Raw genomic sequence first — 21,389 nt, 5'->3', positions numbered from 1 at the left:
AATGACGAATAATTGATTTTATATCTTTGTCTACTTTTACTTATTCTTCTTCATATTGCATATAAAGCCGATAAGATAACAGTCCCACTAGTTTAGATGCTAACTGTTCATTGCACAGATATTTATACCCTGTCAAATAACTTGTAGCTTCTTTATAAATATCTAACGGATTATCAGTTATACTGACAGTAATTTCCTCATTTTCGCCGGCATGTATACTCACCGGCTTCGTATCCTGCAAAAGACCTAATATACCTTGTGCCAATTCCGTACCTTGAGATAATACTGGAATTGTATATACTTCTCCGTCACGATAACCATCATCACGAGTAAAAAGATAACTCACAGTTAAACTGTCAGTATTGGCAACTCGCAACGGTAACGTTTCATGAAACCCTTCCGTCAAGTTCACTTCTCGACGGTTTAATGTATCACTTCCAACAGCAAAGAGAGTTTGTCCCTTGACTTGTTGTCTCTCCAAATCATTACGAATAGTTCCAGTTATCCCACTTTCATCTCCCTCCACAAAAAAACGGGGAGTTTTCAGTTCAGCCATCAGCGGTTTATAGGAACGAATGGAACGACGGAATGTACCAGTCTGCAATCGTCGGTTCATAGCATAAACTACCGTCTCCCATTTAGTCACATTATCAGGAAAAGTCGCCTCAAACTGTGCCTTTCCTCTTTTATCCGTATACAAACGTGGTTGCCAAAAAGCAACATCCGAGAAATTACGACGTACCCCATTCAACTGCATCAGTTCACTATACAGGTGTTCCATATCAGCTTTTGCTTCTTCCTTTTCATCCATCTCCTCAGCCTCTTCTAAAGGTACAGAAGATGAAGATTTTACCGAAACACCAGAAACTACTCCTGCCAGACTTCCAGTGAATGAAGTTCTCGATTGCCTTCCCAATCCAGTCACCACCACTTCTTCCAAAACAACATTACCTTCTTCCATCGTAACAAACAAGTCCATACCAGAAACAGCTTGTACTTCTTGCCGCTTATAACCGACATAACAAAATTGAAGTATCTCCCCTCTTCCACAGTTTAGCTCAAAATAACCTTCCATATTTGTAATTGTTCCCTCTTGCGTTCCTTTAATCATCACAGAAACTCCTATGATGGGTTCTCCGGAAGAGGCTGTTACATAACCGCAAACCATATTTCCATATCTTCGTGATGGTCGTTTAAGACTCATACTCCGACCTTTTTGTTGATTAACGCCAATGCCGCCTACAGAGCCGCTAACAGAAAGCCAAGATGCAGACAATGAATCACATTCATTCAAAGCCATACTTTCCATATTAACATCCAAATAAGTATTAGACTTCACTGTCAAATTATTCCATTGCAAATACTTTCCATCATTATAAAGCAATATAGCATCATATACACCGGCCGGGAAATGAGCATATGTCTTACTTTCTTTTATCAATGTATCAGGCAACAGTAATGCTCCGGTTTCACAATTTCTAAAGAGTAAGTTTGCCACACCGGTAAAATTCTTATCTTTTGGAAGATGAAATTTCAACTTTTTATCCGGCAAAGAAATATAAATTTGAGTAGGAGACCAAATATTCCCTTTCTTGTATTCGGTCAAGAGATCACGAATGACCGCCGAAGTCAAACAGAAGTCATCTAATGTTAATATCGTTGCTTCAGATGAAAAGCTCAATGTTTTTGGACAAAGATTATCATCTTTATATTTATAAGCTACATTATCCTCAAATTTATAAGAGAACCCACCTTCATGTTTATACGAAACACCATTCGTATACTGCCAAACAGCCGGTTCAATTGGCCCTACCAACAAAACTTTCTTATAAACAGGTGACAAACCTCGAAGTGAAACAGGAAATTCCTCACCATTTCTTCTCAAACAGGTATAATCTGAATTTTCCTGTACAGGAAGCCTACAAATATATTGTTCATATCGTTTTCTCTCTATATCCGTAAATTCGTATTTTTCTTGAGCATTTTTCTGATTCAACCAAATAACCTTTATCCCTTCCGGCACATGATCCATATCAAAACTAAGAATCGTTTTCTTACCCGGCTCAAAAGCAATTGAATCAATAACAAAAGCACGGTCCGCCATTCGTAAAGTTAATTTTTGCTTTCCCTGGGGACAACAAGCAAGAAAAGAATACCCTTTCATCTGTTCCGTCCAAGAGAAATAGCAAGGAACATCATTCTGTTCAATCACGTAAATATCAACCGCCTCTCCATTCTTCATTACATATGGCGCAAACTGAGTGGTTCGGTCAGGAGTATCAACAGTATGACGAAATATCTTTGAAGGATAAGCGAACTGATAATAAAGAAGCTGATCCAAATGAAGCAAGCTATTCCAACGTGAATAATCCAACGTGGTAGTATGTAAATAGTCTATTTCATCTATAGAATAAGAGACACGTTGTTCGCGTGCCCGAAGAGTCTTATTATACGAAGGCAAATTAGGGATATTATATTCCAACTGGCTATTGACAGAGAATGCAGTCAAATCTACATTAGCAACAGGATGTCCTTGCACATCCGTTACATTTAATTCCGCTGATACTTTTTGACCCGGATAAACCTGATCAGGCAAATCGGACTCAATCAGCAAGTGTTTAGTAGAGGATGTATACGCACGTCTTAATTCACATTCCTCGTTTCCCAAGAAGTAGAAGATTTCCACATAATAAACAGAGGAAGGATCAATCAAACCTTGTTTATATTCCAATTCTTTTCCAAAGCCTTTTCCTAACAGTTGATTTTCCTGATATACATACCATGAAAACTCTAATTGCAACGGATTGGAAAGGGAAACACAAAGTGAATCTTTCTCAATACCTCCTATTAATTCCAATTTAGGATCTATGTCAGAGGAATAAACACATGTCTGATATCCAATATCAGGTAGGTCTATCCAGTATTTTGCAACAGATTGTTTGAAAGGTTCCCTATAAGGTAACTGAATTTTCTTTTTCTTCTTATCACCATAATCTAATAATGCTTCCATAGGACGTTCTTCTCCCAAGTCGAACAACGACAGGCAAAGGGTATCTCCCTGCATGGTATTACGAATTTCATAACAAGAATGATAGAATGTAGCTTCACTATGCTGTTCCAACCGCTGGTTATCCGAAGTAAACAACACTACCTCCACATTATATACACAGTTAGAAGCACCAAATAAATCTGAAGGAATATCCACTGTCGCCTCACCCAAAGCATCCAGTTCTACCTGCATAGCCATCAAAGTATCGGGAAGTAGCAATAATTCCGAATAGGATTTCAGAACTTCCTGTCTTTTGACAGTCACATCCACAACAGTTTCTCGCAAAGGAAGCCCGTTCACATCTGTGGCATAAATATTCAAACGGTTCTTATTAGGAAAGTAATGTGTATGTGAGTCTAAAGTCAATTGCAATTTATTCCCATTTAGTTCATAATCCTCATATACAAATTCTGTCGTAGCAACAATACGCTCACTTGCATCTCTAAGTTGCATACTGTACCTTTGTCCCAGTTTCAGATCCAAAGAATCCACTAATTGAAATTCTCCGGCAAAACCTCCAGGATGATAAGGATTGACAGATAGTATTTTCTTGAATGGATGTTGTCCACCTGTACGTAACCATAAAGAAAGCTCCTGCCTTAATGCTCTTTTATATCTGGAAAGAGCATAAGATTTGAATCGCACTGTTTCACCAGGTTTATACTTATTTTTATCAGTAATCAAATAGCTATAAAAATCAGGCTTATCGCTGTATGAACTTCCACCACTCCAAGGTGGAACGAAATGTTTTGTCAAATCGAAGACCGCACGGAATTTATCCAATTCCACAGTTAGAATATGTTGTTCATTTTGTGACCAATTATCATCTGTATATGTATGGCTTATCTCTTCGTAATCTATAACCTGACCATCAACACGAACTTTGGCGTCCCCTCGTATCGTTCCTAAAGAATCGACTACTTGCAAAGACAACATCCCATATTCTTTAAAAAGAAAAACTTGAAAAGGAATTGCCGAGTCATATCGGTAACGAACTTCGTTTCTATATACATCAGCAAATAAGAAATGCCCCATAGAAGGTCGGTCTACCCATGTTTTCGTAAAACTGGCGAATGGTGTCTTCAACACTTTATCCCAATGTTTTTGCTTGAATTTTCCTTTAATAAGTTTCAATGCTTCCTTATTTGTCAGTTCAAAAACCATAGTCTCCGGAGAGCAGTTCTCCCAAGTTGTTGATTGACCATATATCCAACCGGATAGAAATAATAGCCCACACAACAAAAAACTTTTAAAACAGAAGTGTTTAGCAATCATAGTATTAATAGTTATCCTCTTTACAAAAATAAGAATTAAAAAGATAAATCAGCCTTCAAACTTCATATTATTTTATAATTTAATCCTTATCCTTTCCTTTTCAAAAAATCTGTAGGACTTTCTCCAAACTGTTCTTTATAGCATTTTGTAAAATACGAAGGTGAACTGAATCCTACTTCATAACCTATCTCTGCTACATTCATATCCGAAGAAGCAAGTAGAGACGCTGCTTTCTTTAAACGGGCGATACGAAGTAACTCGTTTGGAGAATAGTTAGTTAATGATTTTATTTTGCGATAGAGCTGTACACGACTTAATCCCATATCTTTACCCAAATCTTCTACATTCAGATTTGAATCTCCCAACTTCTCCTCAATTAAAACCTTGAATCTTTCGACAAAATCTTTATCTATGTCACAAACATCTTCTTTAGCCAAAGTCTGTCCATCTCCAAAGAATTGTTTCAAACGACGATGTGAATCTATCAAATTTCGAACACGCGATAACAGCAGTTGCGAACTGAAAGGTTTGGAAATATAAGAGTCCGCTCCACCGTCATATCCCTGAATACGTTGCTCATCCAATGAGCAGGCTGTTAATAACATAATAGGAATATGGCAAGTCTGTAATTCACTTTTCAGACGACGACAACATTCTACTCCATCAATACCAGGCATCATCACATCAGAAATAATCAAATCAGGTACATACTTCATTGCCTTTCGAATTCCTTCCGAACCGTTTGCTGCTTCAACAACCGTATATTCCGAATGAAGTAACCCATGGACATAAGAACGAATATCCTCATTATCATCAATAATCAAAATAGATGGCTTGGATGAATCATATCCCTTTTCTAGTTCTTTTTCTTCTGCTGACAATAAATCATCTACCTGATAATCCATAATAGAAGCTGCTGTTTCTTCATTCAAAGAATTTAAAAGACCAGTTTGTGCCGGTAACTCTACAGTAAAAACCGTTCCCTGTCTTTCATCGCTTTCCACAGTAATAACACCACCATGTAATTCAACGAAAGCTTTTACCAACGCCAATCCAATCCCCGAACCGGCATGATGCATATCTATTTTATAGAAACGATCGAAGATATTCCGAATATGTTCGGCAGAAATTAAAGAACCTGTATTAGCGACTGTAAAACGCAACCAACGTTGTTCTTCCTTTGTAAATGCCAATAAGCGCACAGTAACTTTTCCATTTTCCGGAGTAAATTTAAATGCATTTGAGAGTAAATTAAAGTAAATTCGTTCCAATTTTTCCACATCCCCCAAAGTATGATAGTCAGTATCCGGCATATTATCAAAAGAAAAATGAATATGCTTTTTACGGGCAGCCGCCTGAAATGACTCATTCCAACTTTCAAAACATGAAAGTAAATCTAAAGGAAGAGGCGTATATTCCATCTTACCATTTTCATATTTGCGGAAGTCCAGAATCTGATTAACCAAACGAAGGAGAATGCTTACATTACGCTGTACTAGCATCAACATTCTGTGTTGGTCCGAATTCAACGATTTATCGGCTAGTAATTGTTCAACCGGATCGGCAACCAATGTCAATGGAGTACGAAAATCATGAGATATATTTGTAAAAAAAACCAGTTTAGCATGAGTAGCTTCCTCCAATTGATGAGACAGTTGAATTAATTGATCCCGTTGCTCCTCCAACTTATCACGCTGTTCTTCCAATTGTTTCTTTTGCACGGACAACTCCTTATTCAAACGGTTTTTAGAACGCAGTGCTTTATAAACAACCAGTAATAGCCCAGCCACCAACAACAGAATCAACAAACTACCATACAATCCAAATTGTTGTGTAGCTACACGTGAAAGATAATTGCCAATTCGTCCATTCAACGTTTCTATCTTTTGATCAAGTTCCGAAATATGAGTTGTCTGAAGCTGCATAATCCGGGCATTAGTATGATCTACTACTGCTGTATTCATAACCGTCTCTTTAGGGTATGGATTCTTTTGAAGGATATTCATTGCTAATTGCATCACTTTATCACCATTTGTCGGATAGATAAAAGTGGCGTCCAGTATACTATCAAGTACCAATTCCAACCCATTTCCCTCACCCGGCAAAGCATCAATACCCACAAAAATCATCTCTTTTTCTCTTCCAACTTTCTTAGCCGCTTCATAGGCTCCCGGAGCAATACGGTCATTATGAGCAAATACAGCATCAATTTCAGGATGACGAAGAAGCATACTATCCATCTCTATTTCCGCAGGACCTCTCTCCCATGCCGCATCTGCCTCATCAATCAATTTTATATCCGGATAATGACTGATTGCAGTAATAAATCCTTCGTGACGTTCCATTGCTGGTGTAGAACCCTTAAGTCCTGTCAGCTCTACAACTTTCCCCTTTCCCTTGAGACGGGAAGCAATATAATTTCCAACGGCACGACCTATTTCATAATTATCTGCTCCAATATATGCCGTATATTTATCAGAAAGGATTTTCCGATCGACCATTATAACAGGAATTCCCTTTTCATATGCTTCTTCCACAACCGGAGTCATCGGAGCAGCTTCGTTAGCTGAGACTATCAGTAAATCAACTCCATTGTTCACAAAGTAACTAATATCTTCTGCTTGCTTATGGTTATCATCATTAGCTGACCGAATTTCAACAGACACACCATCATAAAACATTGCTTCACGAAGTATCTCGTCATTCATCTTATGGCGCCAGGAATCATCGCTACATTGTGCTACACCTATACGAAAACGAGAAGTATCCTGTGTACAAGACACTATCATAACAAGACAAAACAAAAATCCTATCCAATGAAAATATCTCATAATATCGTGTTTTTCTCTACCTTTTTTCTCTTCTACCATACAATCCTAATCTTCATATATCGATATCGGGATAAAGATAGCAGTTTTCTCTTAAAAGTCAAATAAGAAGAAACAAATATCTTATTGATCTAAAACATAAGATAATGGATAATGTTATAGCTATGAAGTCAAATTATTAGTTTTATCTTATAAAAAAATCATCGTTACAACCTTATATATTCAAACAATAAAAACCTCTCAAAGCAATAGGTTTACTTTGAAAGGTTTCCATCTTTAAATCTAAAAATATCAGTCTTGTAGTAGAGATACTACAGTAACTTATCTTTTAAAACAGAAGGAAGTTCCGGCATAGCGCCACTCTGAGTACAAACATAAGCAGAAACTTCTACAGCTAACCTATGAGCTTCGGGCACGGATTCACCTTTTAAAATAGAAGCACAAAAAGTAGCAGTAAACGAATCTCCTGCACCAACAGTATCTGCAACAGGCACTTTGGGAGTCTCTTGAAAAGAAACAACTCCGGGAGTGAAAACATAACTTCCGTTCGTACCACACGTTAATATCAACATTTTTAGATTATACTTAGCCAAAAGAATCCAACATTTATCCTGCAGGTCAATACCGGGATAACCAAACATTCGGCTGATAGTCACCAATTCTTCATCATTAATTTTCAGAATATTACAACGTTGAAATGACTCGCTCAACACTTCCTTCGTATAAAAATTCTGCCGAAGATTAATATCAAATATCTTCAATTGTCCTTCCATGTCCGACATTGTATCGAGAAAACGATTGATAGTAGCACGACTAACCTCATTACGTTGTGCTAAAGAACCAAAACAAACAGCACGTGTATTCAACGCCAAACGCTTTAGCTCATCCGTAAAAGGTATATTGTCCCATGCAACTCCTTCTTTAATCTCATAACAAGGTACTCCCTCACCGTCAAGTGTTACCTGTACCGTACCGGTAGGATAATCCACAGATTCAATCTGATGTTGCAGATTCTTTTCTTTGAATACTTTTAAAATCTCATCCCCCAATTCATCTTTCCCGACTGCACTTACTACACGACTATCAAATCCAAACTGTGAAACATGGTATGCAAAATTTGCCGGAGCACCACCTATTTTCTTTCCTTCGGGTAATACATCCCACAGGGCCTCGCCCATACCTACTATTATATTATTCATAATCAACAGATTTTATTTTTCGTCAAATATAATATTATTTTCTAATACGAAATGTAAAAAACAGCAAATAAAGTACCCCAATAGTCATTACTGCAACTGCACCATTCTGCCCTATTGCATCAGATGCAACTCCCATTGCCAACGGAAAAACAGTTCCTCCGAAAAGTCCCATGATCATCAAACCGGAAACTTCATTTTTTTTACCCGGCAAATAAAGTAGTGCCTGAGAGAAAATAACAGAAAATACATTTGAGTTGCCAAAACCAATCAAAGCAATACAAGCATAAATCATTGTCTTATCGTGGAATATCAATAACCCTACCATTGCAACTAACATCATAATAACACTGAAACCAAAGAAAGATTTCGGAGACATCATACGTAATATTAATGTACCCAACAAACAACCGAACGTACGGGAAATAAAATAAAAGCTTGTTGCAGAAGTAGCATCATATAAACTCATTCCGAGACGTTCCATCAGAATTTTAGGAGCAGTAGTGTTTGCCCCTACATCTATACCAACATGGCACATGATTCCTAAGAAACAGAGCAAGATAAACGGTTTACCCAACAATGCCAGACACTGTCCGAAAGTAGAAGGCTTACCCTCTTCTTTTTCTTCTTCAATCTGTGTAGCATTAAGCAACAGAATAGCAATAACTGCTATAATCATATAAATAGGAAATAGTACACGCCAACCTAAACCCAAAGACGGAATCACCTGAGTTGCTCCCCACATAGCAATGAATGGTGCCAAGAAAGAAGCTATCGCTTTTACAAACTGACCAAAAGTTAGACTGCTAGCTAAACGGTCACCTCGTACTATATTAGAAAGAAGCGGATTCAAAGAAGTCTGCATCAAAGCATTTCCAATACCTAACAAAGAAAACGAAATCAGCATTAACATATAACCATCACCAAAGATCGGCAAAAGTAAAGAGATAAAAGTTATCACCAGACTTAACAAAACTGTTTTTCTCTGTCCGATACGGCTCATCAACATACCTGTAGGTACTGAAAAAATCAGGAACCAAAAGAATACTAATGAAGGGAAGATATTGGCCTGAGCATCGGATAATCCCAAATCCTGTTTTACATAATTAGAAGCAATTCCTACCAAATCGACGAAGCCCATAGCAAAGAAGCAAAACATCACAGGAATAAGCTTTGAAAGAGAAGAGTTTTTTGTATTTTCCATTGTTTTATCTTATTAGTTTATTAATATTTTCCATATACTCTATATATTTTCTCACTGGGCTTTTTCCCTTATCTCTATAGATTAATGCTAATAAGATATAGCATTAAAAAGAATTTTAATTAACCCATTTCTTTCGGCAAAGTTAGCGTAAACTAGCTTTGTTAAATGAAACATTTGTTTCATTCTCTGTTATATTTGATACTTAATGATGTTTTCTACAAATCCAAATGGTTATTCTCCTCACCTCGAAAGAATTTACGGCATATTCATTTTGAAAAATTTATTGTAGTAAATATCACGTTTATTTCACCATACCCAAAGAGATAATTATATCACGTTTTTTATCAACTAAGATTTATATATACTTTCGAAAATAGTATCTTTGTACATTCAAATCAGAAGAAAATAATTTTGAATTTCAATGAACACAATACGTAACTCTCAAATCAGTATTCAGGTATCTCCCCATGGAGCTGAACTTTGCAGTATCTTTGCCAATGGAAAAGAATATTTATGGCAAGCAGACCCCACATTCTGGAAACGTCATTCTCCAGTACTTTTCCCCATTGTAGGGAGTGTTTGGGAAAATGAATACCGCGTTGGAAAAGCTGTTTATAGTCTAACCCAACATGGATTTGCTCGTGATATGGAATTTACACTTATCTCCGAAAAAACAGATGAACTTCGTTACCGTCTCATCAGCAATCAAGAAACTCTGGCAAAATATCCTTATCCTTTCTGTTTGGAAATAGGTTATCGTATTCATAAAAAACAAATCGAAGTAATTTGGGAAGTCAAAAATACAGGAGAAAAAGAAATGTTTTTTCAGATCGGCGCTCATCCGGCTTTTTATTGGCCTGACTTTGAAGAAGCGACTCAAGAACGAGGATATTTCGGCTTTAATAAAAAGGACCATCTGAAATACATCCTAATTTCCGAAAAAGGATGCGCCGACCCTTCTACTGAATATCCACTAGTATTAACTGATGGATTATTACCATTAGATACTCATACTTTCGATAATGATGCATTGATAATAGAAAATAGTCAGGTAAAAAACGTTACCTTATATAATAAGGAGAAAAAGGCATATCTCAGCCTTCGCTTTACAGCACCAGTAGTAGGATTATGGTCACCTCCTGGTAAGAATGCTCCGTTTGTATGTATCGAACCTTGGTACGGAAGATGTGACCGGGCTCACTATACCGGAGAATATAAAGACAAAGACTGGATGCAGCATTTACAAGCAGGTGAGACCTTCAAAGGAGGATATACAATAGAAATCAATGAATAACTGAACTTTAATTAAAATGTAAAAGGACTGTTAAGAATCTCCTAAACAGTCCTTTTACTAACTAATCTATTTCTACAAACCCCAAACCTAGTAGCTCCTGCAAAAATAAGCAATACCATTACCCATTACTATAAGTATTGTTGCAAGGTATATTATTCCTGATACATAAAAAACAATTACTCATTGATTTGATCAGTTCTAATAGACGGGGACAAATATTCAAACATTCTTTCTTCAAATGAATGTATTCTTCGATTCAAATAAGCTCTTTGCACACTCATATCCTTCTTCATAAAAATCCGTCAATTTCTGAATATCCCGTTCAATGCGGTCCACCATCACTGGTTTCAATGGACGAATCACAATGATCTTGCCTTCATCCTCCATACGTTCAACCATATCCAATTGCTCATTATATACAGCACAACGACGACTAAGTGCCTCACGTAATTTCGGATATTTCCGATATACGAAAGAAGGTATACGAATATCTTTAGAATCTTTCCGGTAGCCACGATTACGAGTCAATACAACTACATTTTTGACATATCCATCTGCTATAGCACGTTGTAAAGGAATAGAATCTACAATTCCTCCATCAAGCATAGGAACATCATCTACATAGGCAATAGGGCAAACAAAAGGTAAACTACTTGATGCACGAACAATGTCAATGACTCTATTCTTATCTCTTTTTTCTTCGAAATAATTAGCTTCCCCCGTCAGACAGTTTGTTGTCACCATCACGTAACGTTCAGATGAAGAAAAATAGGTTTTATAATCATAAGGAAGAATATGTTCTGGAAATTCATTAAACAGTAAGTCGAAATCAAGGATATTACGCTTCTTGAGTAAATACTTCAAACCGATATAATTATACTTTTCCAATAAATCTATGTTGCTGTATCTAGCACGCCCTCGCTGACGCGAAGCATATGATAATCCGTTACACGCCCCTGCAGAAACTCCTATCGTATAAGGAAAGCGAATGTCACGATCCATCAAATAATCAAGTACACCACAGGTAAACACTCCACGCATACCACCACCTTCCAACACCAATCCTGTAAATCTATCTATTTCTAAATTCTTCATTTATTTCCATTACTTTTATTTCGGCGAATCACTAACAAAGAAGATAGCTTAGATAACACTTCCTCTTCCTCCGCCAATTTTGTATATGAAAGATGGCTCATAATGAGCAAACCATCTTTATCCTCTGTTATCAAATCATCAGCTTTTGTAAAACCAACCGGAGAAATCAATCCCGGATATTTCTCCATTAATTCTCTTATTTTCAACCGAAACTCATCATCATCCGTATCAAAAAGAAAAAGACGGACAGAATGACCAGCTGCAAGAATTCCCTCCAAATAGAAGAGCAGAAATGTATCAATCATACCTCCAAGTACCAAACTGATCATTGCTCCTTCCCGATAATGACGGTTCACAAATACTGCTACCGGACACTTCACCTGCTCCAACACCTCATCAATCTTATCCCGAAACAAAGACAGCCACAAAATAGCCCCGGGAGTTGTTCCTGACGTATCCGGACGATAATGACTACCCGCTCCTAACAATAACATATCCGGCCGTTCTTTACGTACAAAATGAATCATCTCCTGTACCAGTTTATCAGTCACCCGATAACGGTTATCCACCTGAATATCCAACTCTTTTGCCCGCTGATTCACCAAAGCAAAACTTTCCTGAGCATAGTACTCAGCATTCAATGGATTCAAGTCCGTACCAACTGTGTAGTGAGCAGTAATTAAATGTTCTTTTTTCAATTTCTGACCAAACAACAGATAGTAAATAGATAAAAGATTTCTTCCCGACTCCGGTCTTCCAAAACATAAAATCAATTTACGCTTCAAAGATAACCTTTCTTCCCGATGTACAAAGAAACGTTCGACTAAATGTAGCAACGGAGTAGTCATAAAAGTAGTGACCAACGCCATAATAACTAAAATTACAAAAATGGACGGAGGAAGAACTCCCATTTCATAACCAATATTTAATGCAACCAACTCCATTAATCCACGAGTATTCATCAAAGTTCCTACTGTCAAACTATCCTTCCAAGACTCTCCGACCAAACGAGCTGCTACAGCACATCCACCTAACTTTCCGGCTACAGCTACCGTCACTAACAATAAACACACTAACCATAGTTCCAGACTATTTATCAAACCAATTTCCGTACGAAGCCCGGTGAAAGCAAAAAACAAAGGCAAGAAGAATACCAATGAAATATCCTCTACCTTTTCCATCATTACCTTACGGAAACCAATATTAGAAGGCATCACCACTCCCGCCATAAAAGCACCAAACAATGCATGAATACCTATTACCTCAGTAATACAAGATGAAATAATCAGAATTAAAAGAATAAAAGCAACAAAAGTCTTATTGATAGCTTCCTGATTTGCATAAACCTCTCCTACCTTTTTCAGAAAGGGACGAACCACCAGAAACATAATTGCAATATACACCACAGCCAATCCTACAGAATAGAGAGCACTGGCAAAACTTCCCGCTTTTGAAATAGCTATCACAACTGCCAGCAAACACCAAGCTGTCACATCATCATTAGCAGCCGAAGCAATAGCCAATGTACCCAAAGGAGTTTTTGTCATATTCCGCTCCTGAATGATACGTGCCAAAACAGGAAAGGCAGTAATACTCATCGATATGCCTATAAAAAGGGCAAAAGGAAGAAAAGGAGTTTGAGATGACGCATATTCCTCGTATATCCAATAAGAAGACAAAATGCCCAAAAAGAATGGAACCAGAATACCTGCATGACTAATGACTAATGTTTCATTGATTTTATTCTTCAATACACTAAAATCAAGTTCCATACCAATTACAAACATAAAAAGAATCAAGCCTACCTGACTCAACAATTCCAGATTAGTCAATGAATCGGGTGGAAAAAGAAATTGAAAAGCATCAGGAAACAAAGCCCCCAATACAGAAGGACCTAATACAATACCAGCAACAATTTCACCTATAACTCCCGGTTGCCCTATATAATTAAAAAGATAACCAAATAGACGTACCATTAGCAATACAGCAATAATCTGAATAAGCAAAGTTGTCAATGGATGGTGTAGATTATCTGACATAAACTGACAGAACATAGCAAAAGGCTCGCCTTGTACTACCGTAAAATTTCCCTCATGATGTAAAAATCGATCTCCCTCTTCAATTGCAATATAAATAAGCCCCCCGAATAAGAGCAGCATTGTAGCATAAATAAGGTAATTCTTCCTAATTCTCTTTTGCATAGATATTGAAGTTTTGTAGTTTGCTGCATATATACGAATAAAACAAATAAAATCATTACTTAGTTTGCATAAAAATCTAAATTTTCAAGCTAATTCTTGCTTTTATCATTTCTAATTCATAACTTTAGAACACCTTAATCGTTTTAAGGCGGGTGTATAAAAAGTCCTGACCCACAGGCAAGAACTATGAGGATACAATTTGAAATTAAAGAAAAATTGCCCGAAATCATTGAGGAAGTTATGAATTCTCCCCGATGGACCACTTCAGTAATGGAAGAACTCGATGGTAGAACCATTGTCGTTATCCGAGATCAAGAATACGGTTCGGAAGCTACAATTGAAATATATGCTAAGGAAGTCATTATCAAAACTGCATGGTCGAAGTATACATATCGTATATTTGTAATTCAAGATGTAGTATTGTGTGAGTACAATGGTGCCTATCGCGGATTGTTAGAACAAGTTCTTTTGCCCACAATTACTCCTAAGGAAAGTCTGTTAAACTCGGATGTAATTGAAAGTTCTCTTTACGGAAGAGACCATAAAAAGTTAAGAGAATACGCTGAAGGTAATGTAAAGCTCAAACAATTCCGTCGTGAGAATTTCGATGAAAGTAGAAATGGGACAGCTTCTTTTGATCACCCCAAACGAGTATACGATGAGTTTATTAAAGAAGATTATATAGCACCTAAAAAGAATGCAGAATAGATCTTAGTGAATCCTATTTTAATAACGCGGATTTATGAGTTTAAACTCTTAAAGTCCGCGTTATTTCTCTTCATCATTCAATATAAGATACAGGAATTGGCAATTCTTATGTTGTCATTCAGAAAAAGAAAGCAACTAATCCCTCTTTCTGAACATTACATTCTCTGAACGAACCTATCGGCCTAAAATACAATAACATTCATTCTTTTTTTATGCAACTAGTATACAATCAGATGGAAATACAGCAGAGATTGCCTATATTTGCATCCAAAATAAATTATATTAATTTCATAAAAATGAAAAAGACAATCATTATTGCTGCCTTAGGCCTGTTCAGCCTAAGCACTATGGCACAAGATGCAAAATCCGAAGAAGGATTTGTATTCACAACAGTGAAAGAAAATCCGATCACTTCTATCAAAAACCAAAATCGTTCAAGTACTTGTTGGAGTTTCTCCGCCTTAGGATTCCTTGAATCAGAATTACTTCGTCTAGGTAAAGGTGAACATGATTTATCAGAAATGTTCGTCGTACACAAAACGATGGAAGATCGCGGAGCAAACTATGTACGCTATCATGGCGATAGCTCTTTCTCACCTGGTGGAAGTTTCTATGACATCATATATTGTATGAAAAATTACGGTCTGGTTCCACAAGAAGCAATGCCAGGTATCATGTATGGTGATTCACTTCCCGTACATAATGAATTAGATGCAGTAGCCGAAGCCTATGTGAATGCAATTGCAAAAGGAAAATTCAGCAAACTGACTCCTGTATGGAAAAAAGGATTAAGTGCTATCTATGATACATACTTGGGAGAATGCCCTGAGAAATTCACTTACCGAGGCAAGGAATATACTCCTAAATCTTTTGTTGAATCATTAGGTCTGAAAGCCGAGGATTATGTATCATTGACTTCATATACCCATCATCCATTTTACACTCAATTCGCTATTGAGATCCAAGATAACTGGCGTAATGGTTTATCATACAACTTGCCTATCGATGAATTTATGGCTGTGATGGACAATGCGGTAAATAAAGGATATACTTTTGCATGGGGTAGCGATGTTAGCGAACAAGGCTTCACTCGTGATGGTATTGCAGTAATGCCTGACGTAAATAAAGATGTAGAACAAAGTGGGTCTGATATGGCACGCTGGACAGGTCAGACTCCTGCCGATAGACGTAAAGAGATGACTAATCGACCACGTCCGGAAATGGAAATCACTCAAGAAATGCGCCAAACAGCATTCGATAATTGGGAAACTACTGACGACCATGGGATGGTTATCTACGGTATTGCTAAAGACCAGAATGGAAAAGAATACTTCATGGTAAAGAACTCATGGGGTAAAGCCGGAAAATACGAAGGAATCTGGTATGCTTCCAAACCATTCGTTGCTTACAAAACAATGAATATAGTAGTACACAAAGATGCACTTCCTAAAGATATCGCTAAGAAATTAGGAATTAAATAAGCTAAAACAGAAATATTCAGGAGAGACTGAGTTTACTGATATACTCCGTAAATTTTTCCTTGTAATTATCGCCTACAGGAATATATGTATTCTTATCGAAAATAATACGAAGCCTGGACACTTCGGTTATCTTATGAAGATTGACAATATAAGAACGGTGGACCCGCATAAAATGCGAGGGAAGCCGTTCTTCCATTTTCTGAAGGCTAGAAAGAGTAATAATCGGTTTATCTTCACTTTCCACAAAAATACGAACATATTCACTCATCCCTTCAATATACCGAATATTCTTTATATCAATACGAACTACTTTGTAATCACTCTTCACAAACAACGAATCATCTTTAAGCTGTGAAGTATTCCCCAATTCTCCCTGCTGTTCCAATATACGGAATTCATATAGACGGCGTGCTTTATCTGCTGCTTTCAACAAATCCTGAAATTCAAACGGTTTCAACAGATAATCAACCGCATCAAGTTTAAACCCCTCTACTGCATACTCTGAATAAGCCGTAGTGAATATCACCATCGGACAATTAATCAAAGAACGTATAAAATCCAGCCCGTTTAGATCAGGCATATTAATATCTACAAAAATCAATTCAATTTCTTCTTCAGATAATAATTTCATCGCTTCAAAAGCGTCCTGACAAGATTTTACCAAAGTAAGAAAAGGTACGCGGGATATATAATCCGATAGTTGTGTCAATGCCAACGGCTCATCATCAATTGCAATACATCTCATTATAATAAAGGTATTAATAGTAAAACATCAAATTCATCTTCCTTTTCAGTAATGGAAAGAGTATAATCATTACCAAACAGAAGTCTCAATCGCTTACGGATATTCTCCAACCCGATACCATGATCTTTTTTATTTACCATGCCACCGCAACTGTTAGCACAACGAAATGAAATACGATTTCCTTCTTCCAGTTGCATACTGACATGGATAAAAGACTCCCTACGATAACTGACTCCATGTTTAAAAGCATTCTCAATAAAAGAGATAAAAAGTAAAGGAGGTATTTGTGCTTCAGGAACTTCCGCCGGAAACTCTACCTTTATAAAAACCTTATCTGTGAAACGAAGGCTCATCAATGTAATATAGTTTTTTAGAAACTGAATTTCACGAGACAACAGAATTGTTTTATTACTCGCCTCATAGAGTACATAACGCATCAATTTAGAAAGTTCTACAATAGATTCTTTTGCCTTTTGGTTATCAATATCCACCAGTGCATGAATATTATTAAGTGTATTCATAAAAAAATGTGGATTAATCTGATATTTAAGATATTTCAATTCCGATTGCAAACGCTGGTTCTCCAATTCTTTCAAGTGTTCATCATCCCGAACGGATTTAAAGAAAAGCTTGATTGCAATGTTGAAACCGACGATCAAAAAAGCAGTGACAATATGAATCAGATAACGAATGAAGAAAGGAGGAAAAGGAGCATGTTTCATCAATGAGTACGGTCGTCTATCTACCCTCACACGAGGTTGAGGTTCCATTTTGGATTTCTCTTCTTTGATATCTTGTTCAGAATTCCAATGAGCATTATTCATTTCCCGCGCTCGTTCTCTATGTTTTATTATCTGATTTCTAAGTTGCTCTTTTGTTAGCACACGTTCTTTTGCCATCCGATCTCCTTTTCCAAACGGCATTCCTATAGGCGCGGGAACAAAACAAGAAATAGCAATGACAGTACAAACTAAAGAAATAACATATTCTAAATGTCTCTTTCTAAACAAAAAATAAGGGACCAGACCATAATTATTCACCAAGAAAAGTCCTAAAAAGGGAAGTATACCCAACCAAGAATTGCGAACCATTTCGCATACTTCTTCTCTTTCTCCCCCACCACTAACAGCAAAATATGCTCCTATTAGTGGGAATAGAAAAACTGCGATCCAGAGAATTGCATAAATACTCTGCTCTAACCATTGTTGTTTACGCAATCTTTGCATGATTATTCATGGTTCTAAGTTATGGACACAAAAGTAAAACCGTTGAAACTTTCTTGCAAAAGGAATCGACTAAAGGAAAGATTTCAACGTTAAATTAGATCTTTTTACCATTCTCAGCCAAGCCGTTCCCCACCTCCGGGTTGTCCGTCTCTGTCTGGAACACTAGAAATATTACCTACTGAAAGATCAATATACGAATAGTTCTCATTTGTAAATCAACATTACTTTTCCCGATACTCCTGCGGAGTCATCCCTACATGCTTACGGAAAGACTTATTAAAGAAAAGCAGATTGTTGAAACCCAATGAGCAGTATAAAGACATGATGGAATTCCAGTTCGGTCTGTTCAATAATGCTAATAACAGCATGATTAACAGTATTGATGACGCATTCCAAATGATAATGGATGGCAAAGGATTTGGTATTGGTGCTCAATTCCATAATGTATCCAAAGCACAAATCTACGGTATAGAAATATCTACCAACGGTGTTTATAACTTCAATAAAAACACAACTGTCTCTTTTTTATTACTCTTAATCATTATTTAACTATTAATCCATATCTTTGCCGTCCGAAAACTACAAGTCAACAAAATGAAGAAAACTATTACACTTATTGTAATCCTCTTTTGTGCTATCTCCGCACAATCACAGGATGTTTTTATCAATGCTGATTTTGTCAGCAGTTATATATGGAGAGGTATGGACAGTGGAAATGCCTGTGTACAACCTTCTCTCGGTGTCAATTGGAAAGGTTTGACTGCCTATGCCTGGGGATCAACTGAATTCAGAAACAAAAATAATGAAATAGACTTGTCTTTGGAGTATGAGTGCAAGAACCTAACTCTCTACGCCAACAACTACTTTACTCAAACGGAAGAAGAGCCTTTCAAATATTTCAATTACAATTCACATTCTACCGGCCATACATTTGAAATTGGTGCCGGATATATGCTTAGTGAAAAGCTTCCTTTATCCATCAGTTGGTATACTGTCTTTGCCGGTAACGACTATCGCGGGAATGAGAAACGTGCATGGTCGAGCTATTGTGAAGTAAGTTATCCATTCAGTGTAAAAGATGTCAGTATGAGTATCGAAGCCGGTTTCACTCCTTGGGAGGGTATGTATTCCAACAAATTTAATGTAGTCAACGTAGGACTTTCAGCTACTAAAGAATTAAAGATTACTTCCAACTTCTCACTTCCTATTTTCGGAAAGCTGATCGCTAATCCTTATGAGGAACAAGTTTATTTTGTGTTCGGACTTAGTCTTTAGATGCAAATAAATCGTTTTGATTTATTCATTATCTATGCTAGATACATAATATTATGAACTTCAAACAATGATTATTTATACATGTAAAGATATGAAGATCATAAACGAAAACTAAATAACATGATAGATAGTAAACTAAGTAAAATTGGTTAGTGACTGTTTTATTCCTTTAGTATATTACCCAAAATATTCGTAAGCATTCGACAAAGTAAACACTTGCCTATTTTTTTACAAGAAAGCAAATACAAAAAATGCTACTGATTGAGTAAATCATCCAGAATTGAAACAGGAGAGATTGTAGTTGTCTTTATCATAAAAACCTGCAAATTTATATATCCAAAGATACTAAAACTTGCAGATTTATATAAAAACAATATTATTCCACTAAAAATCAGCACAAAATAAGAGATGATTAATCAGACAGTCTGATAACGCTTAAAAACTATACTTTGTTATCTATAAAAATGAATCATTGATTATCAACACTATTGTTTTTTCTTAATTCTAATATATACTTATCACGTCGATTATGCAAATATTTTACTAAAACCATTCTATTGACTCCCATTTCTGTCAGTATCCAATCACCATTCAAAAAATGATTCGTAAAATCTACAGTTTGACCTTCTATCGTTAATAATCTATCATTAATAACATATTCAAAATCCCTTTGTTGAGAACTTGTTTTTCCAGATACAATAGGGTTACCACGACTTTCACTTAGAAAAAGTATATAAACATCATCAGTTACTTTAGTATCATCAAAATACACATGTTTTTTGTCCCTTCCCAAACAGTGTATTTCAAATCCGGGAATTTCAGATCAATTTGATTGTCCACCTTTTCATCCTTATCACAACTAACAAGAAAAAGTATAAAGATAAACATTGAAATAATATTTATTTTTTCATCATTTATTAGATCTAATTTTATAATCCTATAACTTTATAAAACTGAGATAGAACTGTCATAGACAATATTTGTATTTATCACAGAATATTTCTCTAAATTAACATACGATACCCAAGACACAATAACTTTATTATTTAATGAATCAGAGGCAATCATATGTGATTTAGACATAACTATATTAGAAATTTCCTCTGACATTTCATAATTATCCTGATTACAAGAGGATATTACTATAAATTCTAATATCAAAAAAAACAATTGTATAAAGATGCTTCATGTTTTTCAATTTTAGTAAATATTGGTAGTTTAGTAAATACATAAAATCTATCTTAACAATAACCAATTTACAGTGTATAAATCAACGATTGCCAATACTATATTCTAACGACTTCTAATATTAATATTACAGTTCAAACTTCATGGTCCTAAGATAAAAATATATTTTTAAGTACATTATTATCAAGCACTTGATTAATAATACAATTAATTTTTAATAGAATAACTAATGGGTGATACAAATATGGTGTAGTCCCTTTAATACCAAATAATAAATTCTTCATGGCATTAATGTTTTAAATAAATTTTCTAAATATAAGAATACAATAAATAGGACACAAGAGACATTCAACAATTAACATATAAAAAAATAATAATCTCCGATATATCATTTTTTTCGATACAGGACTTAAGCCTTTTCTAAAAAATTACTTCACTACTGTCCCGTTAAACTTTTAAGAGACCTCTGTATGTGCATGATAATTAGTAAGATATAGCTAGTTTTTGATTCAACCGATTTGGTTCGGAAATATCAGAGTTCATAATCTTACCCCTTGTTCGAACATGCTGTAGGGCACTTTTTATTAAAATTGATATACTCCTCGTTTTTTAACGGGACAGCAG

Annotated in this window: 12 protein-coding genes and 3 pseudogenes; 5 read left to right on the top strand and 10 right to left on the bottom strand. The window is 36.1% G+C overall.

Annotated features, from left to right (window positions below; translation table 11 throughout):
• Nucleotides 1-40: 40 nt before the first annotated feature.
• From EJF25_RS22025 to EJF25_RS22010, 5 genes and pseudogenes are all read right to left on the bottom strand, one after another.
• Nucleotides 41-4,324 (bottom strand): alpha-2-macroglobulin family protein, encoded by a 4,284-nt coding sequence (locus tag EJF25_RS22025; protein WP_235016895.1) that lies wholly within the window; start codon nucleotides 4,322-4,324, stop codon nucleotides 41-43.
• An 86-nt stretch (nucleotides 4,325-4,410) separates the two neighbouring features.
• Nucleotides 4,411-5,205 (bottom strand): annotated as a pseudogene (locus EJF25_RS26690) (response regulator transcription factor); the annotation flags it as partial.
• 69 nt (nucleotides 5,206-5,274) lie between these two features.
• Nucleotides 5,275-7,155: pseudogene (locus EJF25_RS22020) on the bottom strand (substrate-binding domain-containing protein); the annotation flags it as partial.
• A 308-nt stretch (nucleotides 7,156-7,463) separates the two neighbouring features.
• Nucleotides 7,464-8,351, bottom strand: coding sequence for a carbohydrate kinase family protein (locus tag EJF25_RS22015; RefSeq protein ID WP_125042738.1), 888 nt, complete (start codon nucleotides 8,349-8,351; stop codon nucleotides 7,464-7,466).
• Between the two features lie 34 nt (nucleotides 8,352-8,385).
• A complete protein-coding gene (locus tag EJF25_RS22010) occupies nucleotides 8,386-9,552 on the bottom strand; it encodes an MFS transporter (protein ID WP_125042737.1) in 1,167 nt (388 codons plus the stop codon).
• 421 nt (nucleotides 9,553-9,973) lie between these two features.
• Here EJF25_RS22010 and EJF25_RS22005 point away from each other — a divergent pair, with 421 nt between their 5' ends.
• The gene (locus EJF25_RS22005) at nucleotides 9,974-10,846 is read left to right on the top strand and encodes an aldose 1-epimerase family protein (RefSeq protein ID WP_125042736.1); all 873 of its coding nucleotides are present in this window, start codon (nucleotides 9,974-9,976) and stop codon (nucleotides 10,844-10,846) included.
• Between the two features lie 234 nt (nucleotides 10,847-11,080).
• On the opposite strand, the gene EJF25_RS22000 is transcribed toward EJF25_RS22005, so the two are convergent.
• The gene (locus EJF25_RS22000) at nucleotides 11,081-11,941 is read right to left on the bottom strand and encodes a patatin-like phospholipase family protein (protein ID WP_125042735.1); all 861 of its coding nucleotides are present in this window, start codon (nucleotides 11,939-11,941) and stop codon (nucleotides 11,081-11,083) included.
• Nucleotides 11,938-14,142 (bottom strand): cation:proton antiporter, encoded by a 2,205-nt coding sequence (locus tag EJF25_RS21995; protein ID WP_125042734.1) that lies wholly within the window; start codon nucleotides 14,140-14,142, stop codon nucleotides 11,938-11,940. Before EJF25_RS21995 ends, EJF25_RS22000 begins: the two co-directional genes overlap by 4 nt.
• A 186-nt stretch (nucleotides 14,143-14,328) precedes the next feature.
• Between EJF25_RS21995 and EJF25_RS21990 the strand changes: the two genes are divergently transcribed.
• Together EJF25_RS21990 and EJF25_RS21985 are read left to right on the top strand one after the other, a co-directional pair.
• Nucleotides 14,329-14,850: a hypothetical protein gene (locus tag EJF25_RS21990; RefSeq protein ID WP_125042733.1), complete on the top strand. Its 522-nt coding sequence runs from the start codon at nucleotides 14,329-14,331 to the stop codon at nucleotides 14,848-14,850.
• A gap of 296 nt (nucleotides 14,851-15,146) precedes the next feature.
• Nucleotides 15,147-16,331, top strand: a complete 1,185-nt coding sequence (locus EJF25_RS21985) for a C1 family peptidase (RefSeq protein WP_125042732.1) — start codon at nucleotides 15,147-15,149, stop codon at nucleotides 16,329-16,331.
• Nucleotides 16,332-16,347: 16 nt separating this feature from the next.
• On the opposite strand, the gene EJF25_RS21980 is transcribed toward EJF25_RS21985, so the two are convergent.
• Together EJF25_RS21980 and EJF25_RS21975 are read right to left on the bottom strand one after the other, a co-directional pair.
• On the bottom strand, nucleotides 16,348-17,076 hold the full coding sequence (locus EJF25_RS21980; protein WP_125042731.1) for a LytR/AlgR family response regulator transcription factor: 729 nt from the start codon (nucleotides 17,074-17,076) through the stop codon (nucleotides 16,348-16,350).
• Complete coding sequence (locus EJF25_RS21975; RefSeq protein ID WP_125042730.1) at nucleotides 17,076-18,302, bottom strand: sensor histidine kinase; 1,227 nt, start codon at nucleotides 18,300-18,302, stop codon at nucleotides 17,076-17,078. Before EJF25_RS21975 ends, EJF25_RS21980 begins: the two co-directional genes overlap by 1 nt.
• A gap of 309 nt (nucleotides 18,303-18,611) precedes the next feature.
• On the opposite strand from EJF25_RS21975, the pseudogene EJF25_RS21970 reads away from it, so the two are divergent.
• Nucleotides 18,612-18,833: pseudogene (locus tag EJF25_RS21970) on the top strand (TonB-dependent receptor plug domain-containing protein); the annotation flags it as partial.
• A 63-nt stretch (nucleotides 18,834-18,896) separates the two neighbouring features.
• On the top strand, nucleotides 18,897-19,577 hold the full coding sequence (locus EJF25_RS21965; protein WP_125042729.1) for a hypothetical protein: 681 nt from the start codon (nucleotides 18,897-18,899) through the stop codon (nucleotides 19,575-19,577).
• A gap of 469 nt (nucleotides 19,578-20,046) precedes the next feature.
• Here EJF25_RS21965 and EJF25_RS21960 read toward each other — a convergent pair whose 3' ends face one another.
• A complete protein-coding gene (locus EJF25_RS21960) occupies nucleotides 20,047-20,370 on the bottom strand; it encodes a hypothetical protein (RefSeq protein WP_125042728.1) in 324 nt (107 codons plus the stop codon).
• Nucleotides 20,371-21,389: the final 1,019 nt, after the last annotated feature.

This window comes from Bacteroides faecalis (assembly GCF_003865075.1).
Taxonomy (GTDB): domain Bacteria; phylum Bacteroidota; class Bacteroidia; order Bacteroidales; family Bacteroidaceae; genus Bacteroides; species Bacteroides faecalis.
This window is presented reverse-complemented; position numbering and strand designations above follow the sequence as displayed.